The sequence below is a fragment of the Pseudomonas sp. ESBL9 genome, assembly GCF_036668715.1.
In the GTDB taxonomy this organism is placed as follows: domain Bacteria; phylum Pseudomonadota; class Gammaproteobacteria; order Pseudomonadales; family Pseudomonadaceae; genus Aquipseudomonas; species Aquipseudomonas lundensis.
Map to the genome: position 1 here is coordinate 1,158,107 of NZ_JAZEVV010000001.1, position 18,385 is coordinate 1,176,491.

Sequence of the window (18,385 nt, forward strand, 5' to 3'; positions counted from 1 at the left end):
TTTTTTGTGCATTTTTCGGAGTCACGGAAACTCAATATGCCTGCCCATAGCTCCCGTCCGGCGTTACACCTTCAACGCAGGCAGTCCCTGATAGCCGGAGCGCTGGCGTTGCTGCTGTTTGTGCTGGGTGAGCACACTCAGGCAACCATCGGCTTTGACTCGCGCTTTGTGCTGTTTGCCCAAGAAATGCTGCGCCACGGCCCCAGCGTCTTTCCCACCACCTATGGCCAGCCGTACCCCGACTACAGCGCCACGTCGACGTTTTTGATCTGGCTACTCTCGGTACCGTTCGGTGAAGTCACCCGGCTGACGGCCTGGCTGCCGACTGCGATTGCCAGCGCGACAATCGTGACCCTGACCTGGCGCCTGGTCGCCCCGCATTCGCGGCAGTGGGCGGTGATGAGCGTAGCGTTATTGTTGCTGAGCATGACGTTCATCACCGAAACCCGCGCCGTGTCACTGGACCAGATGCTGGCGGCGGTCAGCCTCGGTGTTTTTTACCTGGCCTACGCCCACGACCATTTGGGTGCACCGCGCCGACACGCCGGTGTGCTGGCCTTACTGGTGCTGGGGTTTGCCTTGCGCGGCCCCATCGGGTTGGTGATTCCCACCGGCATGCTCTGTGTGTATTTCGTACTCGGCGGTCAATGGCGACGGATGCTGACCACGGGCATGCAGGCCGCTGCCCTGCTCGTTGTGTGCATCGGGGTGTTGCTGGCGTTGGCCTGGATCGCCGGCGGTGAAACCTTCGTGCATGAAGTGATCCGCATGCAGGTGACCGGGCGTATGGATGGCACCGAAGGCGCCAGCAGCGTGCTGTATTACTTCACCAGCGCTATGGGCAACTACGCGCTGGCGTACCCGCTGGCCGCCCTGGTGTTGGCCGCTCTCGTGCTGAGCGGTCGCAAAGAACCCGACGCCGCATTAACGCTGGTCAAATACTGCGTGGGGGCGGGGCTGATCGTGATGGTCGGGCTGTCCATCCCCCAGGCCAAGAAAGCCCGCTACCTGCTGCCGATGTTGCCCATGGCGGCGGTCATTGCGGCGTACCCGTTTCAGGGGCGGCAAGGGCGTACTTTTGCGCTGTTGCGCGGCTTGACGCTGGGCGTGTTGCTGCTGTTGCCGGGCCTGTTGTTTGCAGGGTTGGTGATGGCGGGTAAACGTCTCGATGAACCGCTGCCGGCGTTGAACACGGCACTGACGGGATTGGCCGTCCTGCAACTGCTGGCCGTGGGTACGCTGTTCAACACCCGCTGGCGCACGACGGGATTGGCCGCCTGCGCGGTGCTGGCCGTGTGGTCGGCCTACATCATGGTGTACGAGCCTTACGCACGCCGTGAGTACGACACACGCACATTCACCCGTGAGGCCATGCGCCTGATTGATCAAACCCCACAGCCCCTGGTGTTGCATGGCATGGGCAAGGATGCCAAGGCCATCAAGTTCATGGTCAATGTCGAGCGCGATCTGCAACCGGTGTTCACCCAGACGCCTGCCGAACTGGGCACGATCAGCGGGCGGGCCTGGGTCATCATGGACCGCCAGGACTACCAGGGCTTGCACGGCACCGTCTTGGGCAACACGGTGCCGACACTGAGCGGGCGCTTTGACAAGAACGACATGGTGCTGCTGAAAAAACCCTGACGCGCCCAGTGCCCCAAAGGGCTCGGCTGCGGTTACAATCCCCGGCTTTTCCCCACGCCAAGGAACCTCCATGTCAGGGCTTGAACTGTTTGCCGCTGCGCTCGGTGTCATCGCCGTCTGGTTGACAGTCAAACAGAACCCTTGGTGCTGGCCGATCGGGTTGGTCATGGTGCTGCTCTACAGCTGGATCTTCTTCGAAGTGAAGCTGTATTCGGACATGCTCTTGCAGGTGGTTTACGCCGCGCTGCAACTGTATGGCTGGTGGCAATGGACACGCGCCGGTGCACAACACCAGGGGCGCCAGGTCACGGCGCTCACTGCCCGTCAGGTGGTGACCGGTCTGGCCATCGGCGCGGTGGGCAGCCTCGCGCTTGGCGCAGCCATGGCCCACTGGACCGACGCGGCCCAACCCTGGCTGGATGCTGCGCTGACCGGGTTCAGTCTGGTGGCCCAACTGTGGATGGCGCAAAAACGATTGCAGTGCTGGGCGCTGTGGTTTGTGGTGGACGTCATCTTCGTCGGCCTGTTTGTCTACAAAGGTTTGTACCTGACCGCCGGGCTGTATGCGCTGTTCACGGTGATCGCGATTCAGGGCTGGCGCGACTGGCGTCTCGACCCGGCGTTGCGTACATGAAGGTCGTGGTATTGGCGGGTCCGGAATCCAGCGGCAAGAGCTGGTTGTCCGCGCAGTTGCACCAGCACTTCGGTGGCCTGCTGGTGGGCGAATACGTGCGTCACTTCATGGCCCTTCACCCCCGCGATACCTGCCTGGCTGATATCCCGGCCATCGCCCGCGGGCAATTGGCCTGGGAAGACGCCGCCCGCGCGCAACAGCCCTCCTTGCTGATCCTCGACACCCACTTGCTGAGCAATATGCTGTGGAGCACCACCCTGTTCGGCGCCTGCCCGGACTGGCTGGAGCCGGAGCTGCTGAGCCGCCACTACGATATGCACCTGCTGCTGTCGCCCGAGGATGTGGAGTGGACGCCCGACGGCCTGCGCTGCCAGCCGAGCCTGGCCGAGCGCCAACACTTCTTCGAGCAAAGCCGGGACTGGCTGCAACGGCATGCCCAGCCCCTGCGCATCATTCGCGGCAGTTGGCAGGATCGACAGGCCAGCGCCATGGACGCCGTTCGACAATTACTGGCAAATTGACCCTGTTTCACCCAAAAGTGTCCGCTGCTGAAACACACGCCTGCCGCGAAACCCTTATGCCGCAGGGTCTCAAGGGTGGCAGCGGGTGCTGTGTAACACCCTCGTTACAGAGGGCGTTCTGCCCCGTAAACGTCCTGCAGCCCCAGTCTTTCTTAGCCCGCCCCGCCCACTCCCCTGTACCAACGCTGAAACAGCGGTTCGCCTGGCGCCCATCCTCAAGATTCAACCCATTGATTTATAAGTACGTTTAAAAAGCGGCACAGCTTCTGCTCTCTCCTTCACAACGCTGATCAGGGCCAGCGTATTGAAGAAGGAATACGGTCATGGGGACTTCACGCACATTACTCACGCGTCACCTGCTACTGGCGTGCAGCTTCGGTGCATGGCTGGTGTGCGTGAACGCACAGGCCGATGGCACGGGTGAAATTGTGATTACCCGCCATGTCTACCCACGCGCCGTCGGCAGCATTGTGCCGCCACCTGATCCCAACCCCACCACGGTCAATGCCAACCCGGCCGCCCAGATCAATGCCGTCATCACCCACGGCGAACTGGGGGACGGGGACTTTGCTCGCGTCAGCACCGGTTCCAGCATCACCCGCGTCATCAACACCGGCACTGGCAACGTGCCGGGCCTGCTGAATCAAAACAGCGGCATGCCCGGTTTGACCAGCACTGCACGTGCCGGGGGCGGCAGCGGCGGTGGCTCGCTGGGCTCACTCGGCGGCCAGATCAACCGCAGTGTTGAGCAAGGCATGCGCCCGCTCACCTCGCTGGGCGGGCAATGACATGAACAACCTCGCGCTGCTCTTGACCGTGCTGGTCGCTGCACCGGTGCTGGCTGACAGCAATCAGGCCGACATCAATGCCTCGGGTGCCCATTACACCGGCAACCTGATGATCAATCAGGCTTCAGGCACTCAGCAGCAGCAAGTCAACAGCCGCGCCATTGCCATTGGCAATCAGGCCCAGGCCACGGCCGGGGTCACGCAACAACTCACAGGTCCGGCAGACCCCGCGATGAACGCCCGGGCCAGCATTGGCGGCGACTCGTTCAGCCATGGCAGCGGCCTGCTGGGGGTCAACCAGTCTGCCGGTGCCAACAACCAGATGGTCAACGCTGTACGGGTCGCCGTGGGCGCCGGACCGCAAAGCATCGATGACAACGCCTTGTCCCAGCAAAACGTGGCGTTGCAACCAAACTCGGGAGCGGGATCACTCAACACGGGCAGCCGCCAGGTCGTTACCAGCGATCAGGCCTTCACCGGCAGCCGCGGAGTGGTTCAGGTCAACCAGAGTGCCGGGGTGGGGAACCGCATGGCTAACACCCTGAATGTACGGGTCACGCAGTGACTCGGGTTACGCGAAGTGCAATGACGTATGCCAACACACACATAACTGATGAAGCATGGAGAAACATCATGAAACCAACAATGGCTCTCAAACCACTGGTCTTCGCTCTGGCTGCACTGATGGCTGTGGCAGCACAAGCAGACAGTAATCGCCACCCCACCCCGACACCGGCAGCCACGAGTGGCGCCAGCGCCGTGATCGCTGATGTGCAGGTCAGTCATGACAACAACATCACCAATAACGGCACGCTCAACAGCGCAAAAGTCACTGACTCTGTGAAAAGCACCAACGGTAACGTCGGGGTCAACGTAGCGTCCGGCTCGGGTAACCAGCAGGACAACGCCGCCGCCATTGCCAGCAGTGACCAGAACTTTGTGCTCGGCACTGCGGCGGCCGTCGTGAGTGCCAGCCAGACCAACAACTACAACAAAGTGAATAACCACGGCACGCAAAACGGCGCCACGCTCAACGACTCCATCCGAAACACCTCCGGCAACATTGGGGTGAACGTGTCCGCAGGCGACCTCAACCAACAGAAAAACAACCTGGCTATCGCCGTGTCCGGTGGCAATCTGGCCAGTGCGGCAGCCGGCACGGTACAAACCTCCAATAACCTGGCGGTGGTCAATGACCTGAGTTCGGTCAGCACCCACACCCCTTGGCATCACCCCACCACCACCCGTGTGCCGGTGAGCAACAACTCGACCGTCAACGACTCGATCAAGTACACCTCCGGTAACGTGGGTGCCAACGTCTCGGCCGGGGTCGGCAATCAGCAGAACAACTCGATGGCTATCAGCAAAACTTCGATGTAACACGGCGGGTTGAAGGGCCTCTACAGCAGAGGCCCTTTCTTCATGTGAGGTGACTTCATCATGTTGCGGATCGCGCTCGCCCTGTTGTTAGGCCTGACCTGCGAGGTGCAGGCGGCCCGTATGCCAGTTGCGGCGTTACCGGGCGGGAACCTGGTGTTCAAGCCGGTACAGAGCATTCGCGAACGTCGCTTCAGCGATCTGGTGGAGCAAAAAACCGATTTCAGCTGCGGTGCCGCCGCGTTGGCCACCATTTTGCGTCAGGCTTATTGGCTGGACGTGGATGAAGACCACGTGATCAAGGGCATGCTGGTCAATGCCAATGAAGACCTGGTGCGTACCCAGGGCTTTTCGATGCTGGACATGAAGCACTACATCGAGAGCATCGGCATGCGCGCCCGGGGGTATCGCATCCCGGCCCAAAACTTGCGAGACATCAATGTCCCGGTGGTCGTGCTGTTGGACATAAGGGGCTACAAGCATTTTGTGGTACTGCAACGGGCTCAAGACAACTGGGTGTACATCGGCGACCCCGTGTTGGGCCACAAGCGGTACAGCCAGGAAGATTTTGTTAAAGGCTGGAACGGTATTGTGTTTGCCGTCATTGGTCCCGGTTATGACAAGTCCAATGCGCTGCGCACCCCTCCGGTTCCGCTCTCGGCCAAGAACACGCTGGATGCGTTCAGCCCGGTCAAAGATGCCGAGTTGCTGGACTTCGGCTTTATCCAGAGTGACTTTTTTTAACGGCACCCATTCACCATGGCGGGCAGGACGCTCCCGGGAGCAGCACATGAACATCCACTATTGGCTGGCGCTAACTTGCCTTGCGACATGCCTGCACGTGCAGGCCGAAACGTCGTTTAAACCCATAGAGTTAAAAGATCAGGAACTGTCAGAGTTGCGCGGCCGTTTTGTCATGCCCGGTCGCATTATCAGTTTCGGTCTGGTCATGAGCAGCACCTGGACCAATGCTCAGGGCGCGACCATTGGGGCCAGTACCAGCCTGCACCTGCAACATTCGGTCAAGCCGCAGTTTTATGTGTCCACCTATTCCCAACAAGGCACCCCGCAACAAGGCAAGCCCGACACCGGCACCGGCATTGTGCTGGGCGGTGCCGGCCTGGGCAGTGGCCAGGGCGTCGTCCAGAGCGTGCGGGCCGCGGGGGATAACAACAGCGCGCTAAACAATGTGGACATCAGCATCAGCCAATCCGGTCAAGCACCGGCGCTCACTCAACAAGGCAGTGTATTGACGGCCACTAATCCGGTTTCATTAAGCAACGCGGCAGGTAGTGTCAGTGTGGCGATAAACAATGGAGCCATTCAAATGGCTATAGCCGCCAACAACAATCAAGGCAACTCGTTACAGCAAATCGCTCAAGGTGGCGTGTTACAGAACACCACGTTATTGGGCGGCGGCAATGCCGTGAATAACATGACTCAATTGAATATGGTGCTGGGCAATAAACTGCCCAGTACTGAGGGACTTAATTCAAACCTCAACCAACTAAAAGCCCTTCGTGCGGCAGGATATTGAACTAGGCTGTTCCACTACTTAATGGACTACCCGGACGGCTTATTTCATGCATCGATCGTTTACCTTTCGCGCAGTTGTATGTATGAGCGCACTCCTTCCCTCCACCCTGCTACAGGCGGCTTCGGAGGTTGATGTAGAAACGTTGAAACAGGAATTAATGGAGCTGCGCCAGCGGTACGATCAACAACAAAAAGCCTTGGCGGTGCTTGAACAACGCGTCCGCCAAGTAGAAGAACAACCGGCGGTTGCGGCCCCCAAACGCCTGGTCAAGTCACCGGCCGATCTCAAGCGCGGGCAAACGGTGGCCCAATCCAGCGGCGGCGCTGCAGGCGGCACCGGCAGTTCGTACGGCCAGTCGCTCAAAGACGATTCTGAACCCGCGCAAAGTGTCACCAACCTGTACGACGAAGCCAGCGGCTTCTTCGGCGGCGGCAAGTTCAGTATCGAAACCGGGATCACCTATTCGCGCTATGACACCCGCCAGTTAACCCTCAACGGCTTTCTGGCCCTGGACTCCATCCTGTTGGGCAACCTCAACCTGGACCGGATTAAAGCTGATAACTGGACCCTGGACCTGACAGCACGCTACAACCTCGACAATCGCTGGCAATTCGATGTCAACGTGCCCGTGGTGTACCGCGAATCAACCTACCAGTCCGGTGGCGCCAACGGCGGCGATGCGTCGGCAGCGTCCGACAAAACCGTCACCCGCGATCCGACCATTGGCGACGTTAACGTCGGTGTTGCCTACAAGTTCCTCGACGAATCGCCCAACACCCCGGACGCCGTCTTCTCGGTCAGGGTCAAGGCACCGACCGGCAAGGACCCGTTCGGCATCAAGCTGGTCACCGACGGGCAGAACAACAACATCATTTACCCCGAAAGTTTGCCCACCGGGAATGGGGTGTGGTCCATCACGCCGGGCATTTCGCTGGTCAAGACCTTCGACCCGGCGGTGCTGTTCGGCTCGCTTTCCTACACCTACAACCTGGAAGACTCATTCAGTGACATCGGCTCCACGGCCGGTCAGTCACAACCCGGCAGCGTCAAGCTGGGCGACAGCTACCAGATTGGTGCGGGCGTGGCCTTTGCGCTGAACGAGAAAATGAGCATGTCGTTCTCGGTCTCTGACCTGATCCAGAGCAAGAGCAAAATCAAATACAAGGGCCAGGACTGGCAAACCCTGACCACCAGCGACGCCAACGCCGGCTACTTCAACGTGGGCATGACCATTGCGGCCACCGACAACCTGACCATCGTGCCCAACCTCTCGATTGGTCTGACCGAAGATGCGCCGGATTTCACGTTCAGCCTCAAATTCCCGTACTACTTCTAACGCCAGGTGCGCAAAAGGCCCGCTGTGGGTGAACACGGCGGGCCTGCCCCTAGCGGATTTGATGCTTATGTAACAAACGGTAAAACGTCGGTCGCGACACACCCAGCACTTTGGCTGCCAGGCTGAGGTTGTTGCTGTGGCGCTGTAACACGTCACACAACGCCTGCCGCTCAGCGCGGTCCTTGTAGTCTTCCAGTGTGCCCATGGCCAGGCTGGGCGCCTGTCGGGTCTCAAGCCCCAGATCACAGGGCTCAATCTGACGGCCTTCGGCCAGTACCAGGCCGCGACGCACCCGGTTGGCCAGTTCACGCACATTGCCCGGCCAGTCGTGATTGCCCATGGCAACCAGTGCTTGCTCGCTGAAAGTCCGCGGTCGACGCCCGGTTTCCTGGCTGTAAAACCGTGCAAAGTGGTTGGCCAGCATGGCCATGTCACCGTGCCGCTCACGCAAGGGGGCGGTGAACACCTGCAACACGTTGAGCCGGTAATACAAATCTTCCCTAAACCGCCCGTTGATGATGGCGGCTTCCAGGTCCACATGGGTCGCCGCCAACACCCGCACATCCACGGGGATCGGCTGGCTGCCGCCCACGCGTTCGATATGTTTCTCTTGTAAGAAGCGCAGCAAGTTTGCCTGTAGTTCAAGGGGCAGATCGCCAATCTCATCCAGAAACAACGTCCCGCCATGGGCGGCCTCTATGCGGCCGATCTTGCGTTGATGAGCCCCGGTGAACGCGCCTTTTTCATGACCAAACAGCTCCGACTGGATCAGGTGTTCCGGAATGGCGCCGCAGTTGATCGCGACAAAAGGCCGGGCGTGGCGTTGGGACTGGCGGTGCAGGGTCCGGGCCACCAGTTCCTTGCCCGTACCGCTCTCGCCCCGAATCAATACCGGCGATTCCGTGGGAGCCAGTTTGCCCAACAGTTTGCGCAAGTCCCGGATTGCGCGACTTTCCCCTAGCAACTCGTGCCCTGCGCTTTCAATCGGGTCGGTGCTGCGGCCTCGCAGGCGCGCCATGCCAAACGCCCGGCCCAGGGTCACCTGAACCCGCGACACATCAAAAGGCAGGGTATGGAAATCGAAAAACCACTCGCAGACAAAATCCCCCACGGTTTTCAATTGCAAGGTGTCAGGGCTGAGCACGGCAATCCACTCGGTGCCGCTGCGACTGATCATGTCTTTGACCGCTTCGGGTCGTTCCAGGTGAAAAGGTTGTAACCGGATAAGACCGACATCACATGAACGATCAATCACAGCGTCCAGCTCACAACTGTCCACATCCCAGCCAAGGTGACGCAGCCCGGGCACTATCTGATGACAATCATCACAAGGATCAACCACTAACAAACGGCGGGACACGGGCAATTCGAGCATGACTGTTCCTTGGCGCCAAAATATTAAAAGATTAGTAAAAACAGTAAGTTGAGGATATTGCTCCTAACGGTAGTCAACCTTTGAACGGCGCTTGTACTGTTTTCTTATAACCCTAATATCAAACGGAACTTTGCCCACTCATAGCCACAGACGTGCAAGCTGAATCGCTGTTTTTGAACAGCAACAAAACCCTGATCCAGATCAGTCCCATGAAAACCTGTTAAAAAAAAACGCAAATGGGTGTGACCTGCGTGGGGGCATCGGTCATCAGTACAAGTAACCAACCGCACGGTATGCCCAGCCGACGGTTAATCACTTGATGGGCCTATTTGAGAGACGACCCTATGAACGCCCCGCTCCGTTTCAACGAAGCACTTTTGATTGCCGGCCACGCGTTTCAACCTTTCCAGTGCGTGGCTTGGGCTGCACAGGACGGCCATGGCGAATTGAGCCTGACCGTGATTGACCGCACCAGCACCCGTATTGGCCGTAAGCAGATCCCGCGCAGTGCCTGCGCCGACGCCAAACAGCTCGCCAGCCTGCTGGCACAAGCCCGCGCCGAGTTGAGCGAAGAAGGCTACGCGTTGCAGCCGTGGGTCATGCCGGCTTAATCCGCCTGATGATACCGGTGTATCGCGCAACGAGGCTGTAACAGGGTGCCACCCCCGGCCACTCGATCGCAGCCTCGCGTTTTTAGCTACAGGGTTTGAAGTTCATCCAGGTGCCGGTATTCGATGTGCAGATCGCTGGCGATTTGTCGGGCCCGGCCCAGACGAATCGGTCCACGTTCCATGTCGACCAGCAAACCAGGGCATTCAAGTGCGTGTGACGTGCGCCATGCCTTGAGCCGACCGTCAGTGAGCAACAACACGCGTTGCTCCTCCAACGGGAAGCGCCGCCGCCGGGCGTTGAGCCATTCACTGGCTTCGCCCACCGCTTCCAGCAACGGCGTACCGCCCCCCGCGCCCAAGCCTTCCAGCCACTGTTCCAGCCCTTTGGCCGCTTTGATGCCGCTGACGTGCCATTGCGGATTCAAACCGCTGGCGGTCATCACGGCCACCCGTGCCCGTTGCCGATAAGCATCCTCGAACACTTCGGCCAGCAAGCCTTTGGCATCCGTCAGCGCGTGATGACGCCGGGTCGAAGCCGAGGCATCCACGATCACCAGCCACAGCTGGGGCGCGGTGCCACGACGGGTTTTGAACGCCAGGTCCTTACGTTGCCGGGGCCGTCCCTGCAGCAAGGTCTGGACCCAATCCACCGCCCCGCAAGGCGCCGGACGGCTGGCGCCCTGCTTGCCGCTGTCCAGGGTTCCCGGTCGGGGTCTGGCATCCGCCCCCCCGGTTACACGAGGGCGGATGCCTAAGGCTTTTTTGGCCAGCTCGGCACTTCACGACGCGCGCCGGTTGTCTGCGGCTGAACCGGCAATTGCCCCCACAACCCCTGCCCGGCCTCGCTCGCCGTGGTGGGCGAAGGCGTGGGCGGTGGCGGTTGATCCGGCGTGGGGGCGTGCGGCGTCTGCTGGCGACGACGGTGGCGCAGGGCACATTCGGCCACGGCGTCGATGTCCTGCACCTCGATACTGACGGCGCCACGCCACGCGGCATGGGCCCGGGCGGCACGCAGCCAGACCAGATCCGCGCGCAGGCCGTCCACGCCCGCTGCAAAGCAGCGTTCAGTGATGATCGTCAGCGAGGCATCATCCAGCGCAATAGCACCCAGCAACTCACGGGCGTGCTGACAACGCGCGCGCAAGGCCTCCTGACTGGCGCGCCAGTGCGCGCAGAACCCGTGTGGATCGGCATCAAAGTCCAGACGCCGACGAATGATTTCGCCGCGCTCGGCAGGCACTGGCTGGCCGCTCATGGCGACGTTGAGACCGAAGCGGTCGAGCAATTGCGGACGCAGCTCACCCTCTTCAGGGTTCATGGTGCCTATCAAAACAAACCGGGCCGGGTGCCGGTGGGAAATACCGTCGCGCTCCACGACGTTGACGCCACTGGCGGCTACGTCCAGCAGCACGTCGACCAGATGGTCGGCCAGCAGGTTTACTTCGTCGACGTACAGCACGCCGCCATCCGCCTTGGCCAGTACGCCCGGCGAAAACTGCGCCTTGCCCTGCCCCAGGGCCGCGTCCAGATCGAGCGTGCCCACCAACCGTTCTTCGGTGGCGCCCAGTGGCAAGGTGACAAATTGACCGCTGGCAAGCACATCCGCCAGCCCGCGTGCCAGGGTGGACTTGGCCATGCCGCGCGGGCCTTCAATCAACACCCCGCCGATTTTCGGGTCGATTGCCGTCAGGCACAGCGCCAGTTTCAAGTCCTCGGCGCCCACGACCGCAGACAGCGGGAAGTGAGGGGTATCAGTCATGTCAGTGTCCACATCAGTCTTCTTCAATGTCCAGCAGCAGGTTTTCCAGTGCATCCCGGTACTCGCCGGGCTCGCTCCACAAGCCGCGTTGCTGGGCTTCCAGCAGCCGCTCGGTCATGTCGCGCAAGGCATGGGGGTTGTGTTGCTGCACAAATTGCCGGGTGTCCGGGTCCAGCAAATAGGCGTCGGCCAACAAGGCATATTGATGGTCGTCGATCAGGTGCGTGGTGGCGTCGAACGCGAACAGGTTGTCCAGGGTCGCGGCCATTTCAAACGCGCCTTTATAGCCATGTCGCTTGACGCCCTCAATCCACTTCGGATTCGCCGCACGGGAACGGACCACCCGGTTCAGTTCTTCCTTGAGGGTACGAATCTTCGGCAGATCCGGTTGGCTATGATCGCCGTGGTAACTGGCGACCTGCCCGCCGCTCAGGCTTTCGACGGCCGCAAGCATGCCCCCCTGGAATTGGTAATAGTCGTTGGAGTCGAGTACGTCGTGCTCGCGGTTGTCCTGGTTCTGCACCACCGCTTGCAACTGGCTCAGGCGCTGGGCGAACGGGCCGCGGGCCGCCGTGCCTTCATCGGCCCCGCCGTAGGCATACCCGCCCCAATTTAAATAGACCTCGGCCAGATCATCGCGGCTCTGCCACAAACGCCCGTCAATGGCGTTCTGTACCCCGGCGCCATAAGCGCCGGGCTTGGCGCCGAACACCCGCCAGCCTGCCTGGCGGGCCGCCAGTTCCGGGCTTAGCCCCTCACGCTCGAGCTGTTGACGCTCGTTGCGCACCCTGGCCGCCAGCGGGTTCAGGTCATCCGGTTCGTCCAGCGCTGCCACCGCTTGCACGGCCGCATCGAACAGGCGGATGAGGTTGGCGAATGCATCGCGGAAGAACCCCGACACCCGCAGCGTGACATCCACGCGCGGCCGATCCAGCAGGCTCACCGGGAGGATTTCAAAGTCGTCGACGCGCTGACTGCCGGTGGCCCACACCGGGCGCACGCCCATCAGGGCCATGGCTTGGGCGATGTCGTCACCGCCAGTACGCATGGTGGCCGTGCCCCACACCGATAAACCCAGCTGACGCAGGTGATCGCCGTGGTCCTGCAAGTGGCGTTCGAGGAGCAGGTTGGCCGATTGAAAGCCGATGCGCCACGCCGTGGTCGTCGGCAGATTGCGCACGTCCACCGAGAAAAAGTTGCGCCCGGTGGGTAACACATCCAGCCGTCCGCGACTCGGCGCCCCGCTGGGCCCGGCAGGCACGAAGCGGCCGTTGAGCGCGTCGAGCAAGCCCTGCATCTCGGCGGGGCCGCAGGCGTCGAGCCGTGGTGCAACCACCTGCAGCAAGGCGTCAAACATGCTCCGCACCTCGGCCCATTGATCGTCGGGCGGCAAGGACAACGTGCCGTCCAGCGCCTGCTCGATCAGCCCGGCGGCATACAGTTCAAGGCGCTCGCGGGTGTCGCCGGCCGTGCGCCACAGGGCATCGCTGACCGCCGACAGAGGCGCCGGGCGCCGCGCGGTCCAGGGTTCGGCCAGCGCACAGTCAAGCGGGTCAAAACCCAGATCGAAGGCCTTGGACAGTGCCCGTAGCACACTGGACTGCGCACCACGCCCGTCGCCCCGGGGGATGCGCAACAGCGCCAGCAGCGTGTCAATGCGTAAACGGCCTGTGGGCGATTCGCCAAAAATATGCAGCCCGTCGCGTATTTGCGACTCTTTCAAGTCGCACAGGTAGGTGTCCAGTCGCGGCAGCCAGATGGCCGCATCCGCGTCGCTGTCGAGCTGTTCGTCCAGCTCCAGTTCGCGGTCGATATGGGTTTCACGCACCAGTTTGAGAATGTCGCGCTGCAATTCGCGCGCCCGGCGCGGGTCCAGCAACTGCGCTTCGTAATACTCGTCCGCCAGCCGTTCAAGGTCGCGCAGCGGACCATAGGTTTCGGCGCGAGTCAGCGGCGGCATGAGGTGGTCGATAATCACCGCCTGGGTCCGGCGCTTGGCCTGCGCGCCTTCACCCGGATCGTTGACGATGAACGGGTAGACATTGGGCAGCGGGCCCAGCAATGCATCGGGCCAGCACTCATCAGACAACCCCACGCCTTTGCCCGGCAACCACTCCAGATTGCCGTGCTTGCCCACGTGTACCACAGCATGCGCGCCATAGGTGTGTCGCAACCAGAAGTAAAACGCCAGATAGCCATGGGGCGGCACCAGATCCGGGTCGTGGTACACCGCGCTGGCGTCCACCTGATAACCACGGGCGGGTTGAATGCCGACAAAGGTCAGGCCAAAGCGCAGGCCCGCGATCATCAGCCGGCCGTCGCGAAACATCGGGTCATTTTCCGGCCGCCCCCACCGCGCCAGCACTGCCTGCTGGTTGGCGTGCGGCAACGCACGGAACTGCTCGGCGTACTCGTCCAGCCCCAGGCTTTGGTGGCAAGGGCGCAGGTCAAGGCTTTCCAGGTCATTGCTCACGCCGCCCAGCAGCGCTTGAATCAACGCCGTGCCGGACGCTGGCAGTTCGGCGTCCAGCGGATAACCCTGTTGCTTCAAAGCCCGCAGGATATTCAACGCCGCGGCCGGGGTGTCCAGCCCGACCCCGTTGCCGATGCGCCCGTCACGGGTCGGGTAATTGGCAAGGATCAACGCGATGCGCTTGTGCGGGTTCGGCACGCGGGCCAGCTCAACCCAGCGGCGCGCCAGTTGTGCGACAAAGTCCATGCGCTCGGGCTGAGCGCGATAACACACCACATCCGACTGGCTGCGCTCACTGCGCCAGGCCAGATCCTTGAAGCTGATGGGGCGGCTGATGATGCGCCCGTCCAGCTCCGGCAGCGCAATGTGCATCGCCAGGTCTCGGGGGCCCAGCCCTTGTTCACTGTCACGCCAGCCGGGTTCGTTGTCTTGGGCGCAAATCGCCTGAATCACCGGGATGTTGCGCCGGAACGGCCGCACGTGCGGTGCCTCCGGGCTGGACTGGGCGAAGCCGGTGGTGTTGAGAATGACCCCGGCGTCCACCTCATCGAGCAGGTCTTGCACCACCGCCAGACACCCCGGTTCCTTGAGGCTGGCCACGGCGATTGGTAACGGATTGATCCCGGCCGCTTGCAGGCGCTGGCAAAACACATCCACAAAGCCGGTGTTGGCCGCTTGCAAATGCGAGCGATAAAACAGCAACGCAGCCACGGGAAAATCGGGCTGCCATTGGGCCTGCCAGTCGCTGAGCTGCGGGCTGGCATGCACCGGGTGATAAATCGCGGTACGCGGCAGGGCCTGCGGCTCGCCCCAGGGGTAAGCGCGCCCCAGCCACTGGCCTGCGAGGCAGTTGAACAGTTGCAGCGCGTTGTGCCGCCCGCCCTGACGCAAAAAGTGCCACAACCGTTCGGCCTGTTCGGCCGGCACAGTGCTCAGCGCGCTGAGTTCAGGGTCGGGACGATCGTCGCCGGGCACCAGGATCAGGGTCACGCCGCGCTCGGCCAACTGCATCAGTTGTTCGATGCCATAGCGCCAATAGCCAATCCCGCCATGCAACGACAGCAGAATGACCTTGGCGTGTTGCAGCACCTGGTCGACATACAGGTCGACCGAGGCATGATTCTGAACCTGCATCGGATTAGCCAGACGCAGGCTCGGGTAATCGTCGGGCAATTGCTGCGCCGCTTCGGCCAGCAAAGCCAGGCTGGAGTCGCCGCTGCACAGGATCACCAGCTCGGCGGGGGTTTGCCCCAGGTCGGCAATGTTGTCGTCCGATACAAAGCCACCGGGCTGGGTCCTGAGCAAATGCATGGCTTAAGCGCTCAGCGCAGTGCGCAGGGTGGATTCCAGCAGCTCGGCGTCCAGGTCCTGACCAATCAGTACCAACCGGGTGACGCGGTTTTCATCCGCCGCCCAGGCACGGTCGAAATGCTTGTCAAAACGGGTGCCCACGCCCTGAATCAACAGGCGCATCGGTTTGCCCGGAATCGCGGCGAAACCCTTGACCCGCAGAATGCCGTGGCGGATCACCAACTGCGTCAGGGCTTCGAGCAGCACGCGCTCTTCGGCCTGGGGCAGCTCAATGGAGATGGAGTCGAACGCGTCGTGATCGTGGTCGTCATGGTCATCGCCTTCATGGTGATGATCGTGATGGCTGTGGCGGCTGTCGATGTGCGCTTCCGAGCCGTTACCCAGCCCCAGCAACACGTCGAGCGGTAAACGGCCGCTGCTGGCTTCGATGACTTTGACCGCAGGCGGCAGTTCTTCTGCCACTTCCAGACGCACCTTGGCGAGGTCTTCAGGGCTGATCAGGTCGGCTTTATTGAGAATGACCAGGTCGGCACTGGCCAGTTGGTCGGCGAACAGCTCATGCAGCGGCGATTCGTGGTCCAGGTTCGGGTCGAGTTTGCGCTGGGCATCCACCTGGTCCGGGAACGCGGCAAAGGTGCCCGCGGCCACGGCTGGGCTGTCGACCACGGTAATCACGGCGTCTACGGTGCAGGCGCTGCGGATTTCAGGCCACTGAAAGGCTTGGACCAGCGGCTTTGGCAGCGCCAGGCCGGAGGTTTCGATCAGGATGTGGTCGATGTCGCCACGGCGCGCCACCAACTCGCGCATCACCGGGAAGAACTCTTCCTGAACGGTGCAGCACAGGCAGCCGTTGGCCAGCTCATACACGCGGCCATTGGCTTCTTCTTCGGTACACCCGATAGAGCACTGCTTGAGGATTTCGCCATCAATGCCCAGCTCGCCGAACTCGTTAACGATAACGGCAATGCGACGGCCCTGCGCGTTGTCCAGCATGTGACGCAGCAAGGTGGTTTTGCCCGAACCGAGGAAGCCGGTGACGATGGTGACGGGGGTTTTGGCCAGTGTTTTCATCGGATGCCCTTTGGCAAAGCGGCGGGCATACGGGACGAGGCCGCACACGCTGCACGGCCGTATTCGCCACCGGATCACCCCGCCCGGTTGAAGTAAGAAACGCTCACGAGGCAGGTCTCCTGGCTTACGGCTGACAAGCAGCCGGAGGGCTGCGTCTTTCCTTGCGCCTTCCCGCTCCCTGGAGCAGTGGCCTTGCAAGGCAATTGACCGTTTACAGTTGCGGGGGCAGCCGCGGCATACCGCGTTCCCTTCTTAGCTTCGCGTGGCGAAGAACCTCGAACGCGCAAGGCTACGCAGTGCGTTGTAACAGGTCAATGTCAAGACGCGAGCGGGTGGATCAAAGGGTCGGCAATTTGGCCCACGGGTGCGCCTGTTCCAGCTGCGCACTCAGGCGCAGCAGTACATCTTCCCCGCCCATCGGGGCGGTGAGCATCATGCCAATCGGCATGCCGGTGTCACTCATGCCCACGGGCAGCGAGATGGCGGGCTGCCCGCTGACATTGGCCAGCACGGTAAACCCGGCGCTGCCCATGGCGTTGTGGGCGTAACTGTCCCAAGGCTGGTCGAGGCTCAGCAGCCCCAGTTTCGGGGTGACGTTGGCCGTGACCGGGGACAGGATCACGTCGAGCTGGCGGAACTGGTCTTCCATGTAGCCGCCAATCGACTCGAACGACTGGCGAGCGCGATACAACGCTTCGCCCGTGACTTTTTGCGCGTTGCCCACCACCACTTGCGTAATGCGTTCCAGGTCCTCAGGCGTGGCACTGCGGCCCAGCGCTTGCTCACGGTCACGCACCAGGGTCAACAGCGCGTCGCCGATCACTGCGCCATGGGCTCCGAACAATTGCCGCGGATCGACCTGCAAACGCACAGGCTCCACGTCGTGCCCCAGCGCCGACAACCGCTGAGCGGTCGCGTCGAGTACCCGGGCCACTTCAGGGTCCAGCGGTGCACCGGTCAGCGATTCGCGCACCAGCCCCACGCGCAAACGTCCCGGCGCGGCCTGCAACTCGTCCACGTAGGGCCGTGCCAGCGGTTTGGTCCAATACGGGCTGCCGGCTTCATGGCCCTGCCCGGCATCCAGAAACAGCGCCATGTCCCGCACATTTCGCGACACCACATTGCCGACGCTGGCCCCGAACCAGCCTTCGAACTTGCCGGGGCCGCTGGGCGTACGGTAACGGCCCGGCTTGAGGCCCACCAGCCCGCAATAAGAGGCCGGGATGCGAATTGAACCGCCACCGTCCGTGGCATGGGCGACGGGCACAATCCCGGCCGCCACGGCCGCGGCCGCTCCGCCGGAGGAACCCCCGGCACTCATGGCCAGATTCCACGGGTTGCAGGTTTGCCCCCACAGCAGGGATTCGGTGGTCGTGGTCAAGCCGAACTCCGGGCAGGTGGTCTTGCCGAACGGCACCGCCCCCGCGGCTTGATAACGGGCAATCAGGGTACTGGTATGCGGCGCGGCAGCGGCATCTTTGAACAGACGGCAGCCATGGGTGGTGGGCGTGCCTTGCAGGTAGGTATTGAGGTCCTTGATCAGAATCGGCACCCCGGCCAGGCTGCCGGAGGTTGACGTGGCGCTGGCCTCACGCGCTTTGAGCAACGCCTGCGCGTAGTCGTCATGGCGCAGGTTGACCGCCTTGACCCTGGGGTTGACGGCATCGCAACGGGCCATGGCCGCTGCCAGCAATGCCTGCGGGCTGACCTCGCCCTGACGCACGGCCTGCGCCATGCGCCAGGCGTCCATCTGCACATAATCGGCCTGGGACAACGCCGGGCTGTCAGCCGCCAGGGCAAAGCGCCCCAGCAACCCGGCCCCCACTGCCACGGCCCCGGCCTTGAGTACGTGGCGGCGCGGCCAGCCGACAGCGGTTGGCAGTTCGTCAGTGAGCACAGGCGTCTCTTGCACAGTCATTCTCCGAATTTATTGTTGTTTTCAGGGCCG

The 18,385-nt window shown here is 62.0% G+C and carries 16 protein-coding genes and 1 riboswitch; of the genes, 10 read left to right on the forward strand and 6 right to left on the reverse strand.

What is annotated here, in order from left to right; translation table 11 throughout:
• Positions 1–36 precede the first annotated feature (36 nt).
• The 9 genes from V6F78_RS04935 to V6F78_RS04975 all read left to right on the forward strand — a co-directional run bounded on the left by V6F78_RS04935 (position 37) and on the right by V6F78_RS04975 (position 7,837).
• The gene (locus V6F78_RS04935; RefSeq protein WP_332726749.1) at positions 37–1,644 is read left to right on the forward strand and encodes an ArnT family glycosyltransferase; all 1,608 of its coding nucleotides are present in this window, start codon (positions 37–39) and stop codon (positions 1,642–1,644) included.
• Positions 1,645–1,714: 70 nt separating this feature from the next.
• Positions 1,715–2,278, forward strand: coding sequence for a nicotinamide riboside transporter PnuC (pnuC, locus tag V6F78_RS04940; protein WP_047274361.1), 564 nt, complete (start codon positions 1,715–1,717; stop codon positions 2,276–2,278).
• The gene (locus V6F78_RS04945; protein ID WP_169838998.1) at positions 2,275–2,799 is read left to right on the forward strand and encodes an AAA family ATPase; all 525 of its coding nucleotides are present in this window, start codon (positions 2,275–2,277) and stop codon (positions 2,797–2,799) included. The genes pnuC and V6F78_RS04945 overlap by 4 nt, the downstream gene beginning before the upstream one ends.
• A gap of 323 nt (positions 2,800–3,122) precedes the next feature.
• Positions 3,123–3,587, forward strand: a complete 465-nt coding sequence (locus tag V6F78_RS04950; RefSeq protein ID WP_169838997.1) for a hypothetical protein — start codon at positions 3,123–3,125, stop codon at positions 3,585–3,587.
• Position 3,588: 1 nt separating this feature from the next.
• Positions 3,589–4,152 (forward strand): adhesin, encoded by a 564-nt coding sequence (locus tag V6F78_RS04955; protein ID WP_169838996.1) that lies wholly within the window; start codon positions 3,589–3,591, stop codon positions 4,150–4,152.
• A gap of 68 nt (positions 4,153–4,220) precedes the next feature.
• Positions 4,221–4,967: a hypothetical protein gene (locus tag V6F78_RS04960; protein WP_047293517.1), complete on the forward strand. Its 747-nt coding sequence runs from the start codon at positions 4,221–4,223 to the stop codon at positions 4,965–4,967.
• Between the two features lie 60 nt (positions 4,968–5,027).
• Positions 5,028–5,708, forward strand: a complete 681-nt coding sequence (locus V6F78_RS04965) for a C39 family peptidase (protein ID WP_070414518.1) — start codon at positions 5,028–5,030, stop codon at positions 5,706–5,708.
• 46 nt (positions 5,709–5,754) lie between these two features.
• Positions 5,755–6,501, forward strand: a complete 747-nt coding sequence (locus V6F78_RS04970; RefSeq protein WP_047293521.1) for a hypothetical protein — start codon at positions 5,755–5,757, stop codon at positions 6,499–6,501.
• A gap of 46 nt (positions 6,502–6,547) precedes the next feature.
• Positions 6,548–7,837 (forward strand): hypothetical protein, encoded by a 1,290-nt coding sequence (locus tag V6F78_RS04975; protein ID WP_169838994.1) that lies wholly within the window; start codon positions 6,548–6,550, stop codon positions 7,835–7,837.
• A 49-nt stretch (positions 7,838–7,886) separates the two neighbouring features.
• Here the strand turns inward: V6F78_RS04975 and V6F78_RS04980 are convergent, their stop codons facing one another.
• Positions 7,887–9,212: a sigma-54 dependent transcriptional regulator gene (locus tag V6F78_RS04980; protein ID WP_047293525.1), complete on the reverse strand. Its 1,326-nt coding sequence runs from the start codon at positions 9,210–9,212 to the stop codon at positions 7,887–7,889.
• A gap of 344 nt (positions 9,213–9,556) precedes the next feature.
• Between V6F78_RS04980 and V6F78_RS04985 the strand changes: the two genes are divergently transcribed.
• A complete protein-coding gene (locus tag V6F78_RS04985) occupies positions 9,557–9,823 on the forward strand; it encodes a hypothetical protein (RefSeq protein WP_047274621.1) in 267 nt (88 codons plus the stop codon).
• Positions 9,824–9,909: 86 nt separating this feature from the next.
• Here V6F78_RS04985 and V6F78_RS04990 read toward each other — a convergent pair whose 3' ends face one another.
• From V6F78_RS04990 to V6F78_RS05010, 5 genes are all read right to left on the reverse strand, one after another.
• The gene (locus V6F78_RS04990) at positions 9,910–10,473 is read right to left on the reverse strand and encodes a vWA domain-containing protein (protein WP_319021835.1); all 564 of its coding nucleotides are present in this window, start codon (positions 10,471–10,473) and stop codon (positions 9,910–9,912) included.
• Between the two features lie 101 nt (positions 10,474–10,574).
• Entirely contained in the window at positions 10,575–11,582 is a 1,008-nt protein-coding gene (locus tag V6F78_RS04995; RefSeq protein WP_169838993.1) for an ATP-binding protein, read from the reverse strand.
• A gap of 13 nt (positions 11,583–11,595) precedes the next feature.
• Positions 11,596–15,366, reverse strand: coding sequence for a cobaltochelatase subunit CobN (gene cobN / locus V6F78_RS05000; RefSeq protein WP_047293528.1), 3,771 nt, complete (start codon positions 15,364–15,366; stop codon positions 11,596–11,598).
• A 3-nt stretch (positions 15,367–15,369) separates the two neighbouring features.
• Positions 15,370–16,437 (reverse strand): cobalamin biosynthesis protein CobW, encoded by a 1,068-nt coding sequence (cobW, locus tag V6F78_RS05005; protein ID WP_047293538.1) that lies wholly within the window; start codon positions 16,435–16,437, stop codon positions 15,370–15,372.
• A 92-nt stretch (positions 16,438–16,529) separates the two neighbouring features.
• Positions 16,530–16,730, reverse strand: a riboswitch (cobalamin riboswitch).
• A gap of 44 nt (positions 16,731–16,774) precedes the next feature.
• Entirely contained in the window at positions 16,775–18,355 is a 1,581-nt protein-coding gene (locus tag V6F78_RS05010) for an amidase (protein WP_048374818.1), read from the reverse strand.
• Positions 18,356–18,385: the final 30 nt, after the last annotated feature.

What these genes read in the sequence shown, in the direction of transcription:
- V6F78_RS04935 (WP_332726749.1), top strand. Translation starts at nt 37, where the DNA reads ATGCCTGCCCATAGCTCCCGTCCGGCGTTACACCTTCAACGCAGGCAG.
- pnuC (WP_047274361.1), top strand. Translation starts at nt 1,715, where the DNA reads ATGTCAGGGCTTGAACTGTTTGCCGCTGCGCTCGGTGTCATCGCCGTC.
- V6F78_RS04945 (WP_169838998.1), top strand. Translation starts at nt 2,275, where the DNA reads ATGAAGGTCGTGGTATTGGCGGGTCCGGAATCCAGCGGCAAGAGCTGG.
- V6F78_RS04950 (WP_169838997.1), top strand. Translation starts at nt 3,123, where the DNA reads ATGGGGACTTCACGCACATTACTCACGCGTCACCTGCTACTGGCGTGC.
- V6F78_RS04955 (WP_169838996.1), top strand. Translation starts at nt 3,589, where the DNA reads ATGAACAACCTCGCGCTGCTCTTGACCGTGCTGGTCGCTGCACCGGTG.
- V6F78_RS04960 (WP_047293517.1), top strand. Translation starts at nt 4,221, where the DNA reads ATGAAACCAACAATGGCTCTCAAACCACTGGTCTTCGCTCTGGCTGCA.
- V6F78_RS04965 (WP_070414518.1), top strand. Translation starts at nt 5,028, where the DNA reads ATGTTGCGGATCGCGCTCGCCCTGTTGTTAGGCCTGACCTGCGAGGTG.
- V6F78_RS04970 (WP_047293521.1), top strand. Translation starts at nt 5,755, where the DNA reads ATGAACATCCACTATTGGCTGGCGCTAACTTGCCTTGCGACATGCCTG.
- V6F78_RS04975 (WP_169838994.1), top strand. Translation starts at nt 6,548, where the DNA reads ATGCATCGATCGTTTACCTTTCGCGCAGTTGTATGTATGAGCGCACTC.
- V6F78_RS04980 (WP_047293525.1), bottom strand. Translation starts at nt 9,212, where the DNA reads ATGCTCGAATTGCCCGTGTCCCGCCGTTTGTTAGTGGTTGATCCTTGT.
- V6F78_RS04985 (WP_047274621.1), top strand. Translation starts at nt 9,557, where the DNA reads ATGAACGCCCCGCTCCGTTTCAACGAAGCACTTTTGATTGCCGGCCAC.
- V6F78_RS04995 (WP_169838993.1), bottom strand. Translation starts at nt 11,582, where the DNA reads ATGACTGATACCCCTCACTTCCCGCTGTCTGCGGTCGTGGGCGCCGAG.
- cobN (WP_047293528.1), bottom strand. Translation starts at nt 15,366, where the DNA reads ATGCATTTGCTCAGGACCCAGCCCGGTGGCTTTGTATCGGACGACAAC.
- cobW (WP_047293538.1), bottom strand. Translation starts at nt 16,437, where the DNA reads ATGAAAACACTGGCCAAAACCCCCGTCACCATCGTCACCGGCTTCCTC.
- V6F78_RS05010 (WP_048374818.1), bottom strand. Translation starts at nt 18,355, where the DNA reads ATGACTGTGCAAGAGACGCCTGTGCTCACTGACGAACTGCCAACCGCT.